This window comes from Streptomyces sp. sk2.1 (genome assembly GCF_008120935.1).
In the GTDB taxonomy this organism is placed as follows: domain Bacteria; phylum Actinomycetota; class Actinomycetes; order Streptomycetales; family Streptomycetaceae; genus Streptomyces.
Genome location: NZ_RDBO01000071.1, coordinates 34,000 through 36,118, shown reverse-complemented (window position 1 = coordinate 36,118; position 2,119 = coordinate 34,000). Strand labels below are relative to the sequence as shown.

2 protein-coding genes are annotated in these 2,119 nt (G+C 68.5%); both read left to right on the top strand.

Features of this window, described 5'->3' with window-relative positions; all coding sequences use genetic code 11:
* The first annotated feature begins 29 nt into the window (after positions 1 to 29).
* The gene (locus tag EAO76_RS24910; RefSeq protein WP_148838152.1) at positions 30 to 1,091 is read left to right on the top strand and encodes a 2-aminoethylphosphonate ABC transporter substrate-binding protein; all 1,062 of its coding nucleotides are present in this window, start codon (positions 30 to 32) and stop codon (positions 1,089 to 1,091) included.
* A gap of 208 nt (positions 1,092 to 1,299) precedes the next feature.
* Positions 1,300 to 2,119: HAD-IIA family hydrolase (locus EAO76_RS24905; RefSeq protein WP_148838346.1), on the top strand; the 820-nt coding region annotated here is incomplete at its 3' end.

Here is a 2,119-nt window from a genome sequence, read left to right as displayed (position 1 = left end):
CCGGCCGACATCCAGGAGATACGACTGTCATGCGCAAGAACCACCTCAAGCCCGTAGCCGCCGTCACCGGCTGCCTCGCCCTCGCCGCCACGCTCTCCGCCTGCGGCGGCTCGTCGGCCGCGTCCGACGAGAAGGTCGTCACCGTCTACAGCGCCGACGGCCTCAAGGGCGAGAACGGTGACGGCTGGTACGACAAGGTGTTCAAGGACTTCGAGAAGAAGACCGGCATCAAGGTCAAGTACGTCGAGGGCGGTTCCGGCGAGATGGTGCAGCGCGCCGTCCGCGAGAAGTCCAACACCCAGGCCGACGTGCTGGTCACCCTGCCGCCGTTCATCCAGCAGGCCGACAGCAAGGGCCTGCTGGCGACGTACGAGCCGGCCGGCTCCGACAAGGTCGACGGCGCCGACAAGGCGTACAACTCCAAGTGGACCTCGGTCGTCAACAACTACTTCGGCTTCATCTACAACAAGAAGGAGATGAAGCAGGCGCCCGCCACCTGGGAGGAACTGCTCGACGGGAAGTTCAAGAACAAGGTGCAGTACTCCACGCCCGGGGTCGCGGGTGACGGCACGGCCGTGCTCATCAAGGCCATGAACGATTTCGGCGGCAAGGAGCCGGCGATGGAGTACCTGAAGAAGCTCCAGGTCAACAACGTCGGCCCGTCCGCCTCCACGGGCAAGCTGGCCCCCAAGGTGGACAAGGGCGAACTGCTCGTCGCCAACGGCGACGTCCAGATGAACTTCGCGCAGTCCAAGGACATGCCGAACCTCGGCATCTGGTTCCCCGCGAAGCAGGGCGGCAAGCCCACCACCTTCGCGCTGCCGTACGCGGCCGGTCTGGTGGAGAAGGCCCCGCACACCGAGAACGGCAAGAAGCTGCTCGACTTCATGCTCTCCGAGCAGGCCCAGAAGGACGTCAGCGCGGTCGGCGGCGGCTTCTCCGCCCGCAAGGACGTCGAGGCCACCGACGCCAACGCCCTCGCGCTCGCCGAGCTGATGGACGGCGTGGAGGTCTTCGAGCCGAACTGGTCGGACATCGGCACCAACCTGGACGTGTACGTGGACGCCTGGAAGTCGGCCACCGGCAGCTGACCCCACCGCACCGGACGGGGCCCGCCCGACGGGCCCCGCCGGACGGCCCGGAGACGCTTCCTCCGACGGCTCCCGGGACGGCTTCCCGGCGGCTCCCGGGACGGCCGGAACCAGCACGTCCGGGGCGGCCTAAAATCGGGGGCGTCGGCGCTGCACAGCGCGGTGCCGCCGGCGTCCCCGCACACGACGTACGGCAGGAGTCCCACGCATGGCAGAGCGCAAGCCGATCTCGTCCTGGCTCACCGACATGGACGGAGTCCTGATCCACGAGGGCACGCCGATCCCCGGCGCGGACGCCTTCATCAAGCGGTTGCGTGACTCGGGCCTGCCCTTCCTGGTCCTCACCAACAACTCCATCTACACCGCCCGCGACCTGCACGCCCGGCTGAACCGCATGGGCCTGGACGTGCCCGTGGAGAACATCTGGACCTCCGCCCTGGCCACCGCCCAGTTCCTGGACGACCAGCGGCCCGGCGGCACGGCGTACGTCATCGGCGAGGCCGGGCTCACCACCGCCCTGCACGACATCGGCTACGTCCTCACCGACCACGACCCGGACTACGTGGTCCTCGGGGAGACCCGCACCTACAGCTTCGAGGCGCTCACCAAGGCGATCCGGCTGATCAACAACGGTGCCCGCTTCATCTGCACCAACCCCGACGAGACCGGCCCGTCGGCCGAGGGCCCGCTGCCCGCCACCGGTTCCGTCGCCGCCCTCATCACCAAGGCCACCGGCAAGGCCCCGTACTTCGCGGGCAAGCCCAATCCGCTGATGATGCGCACCGGGCTCAACGCGATCGGCGCCCACTCCGAGTCCAGCGCCATGATCGGCGACCGGATGGACACCGACGTGCTGGCCGGCCTGGAGGCGGGGATGCAGACCTTCCTGGTCCTCACCGGCCTCACCACGGTCGCGGACATCGACAAGTACCCCTTCCGGCCGTCCACGGTCGTCGACTCGATCGCCGACCTGGTCGCCCTCGTCGACGAGGGCGCCAAGGTCGGCGATCGAGTCGACGACCGTGGAC

Coding starts and splice junctions, on each gene's coding strand:
- EAO76_RS24910 (WP_148838152.1), top strand. CDS start 30: ATGCGCAAGAACCACCTCAAGCCCGTAGCCGCCGTCACCGGCTGCCTC.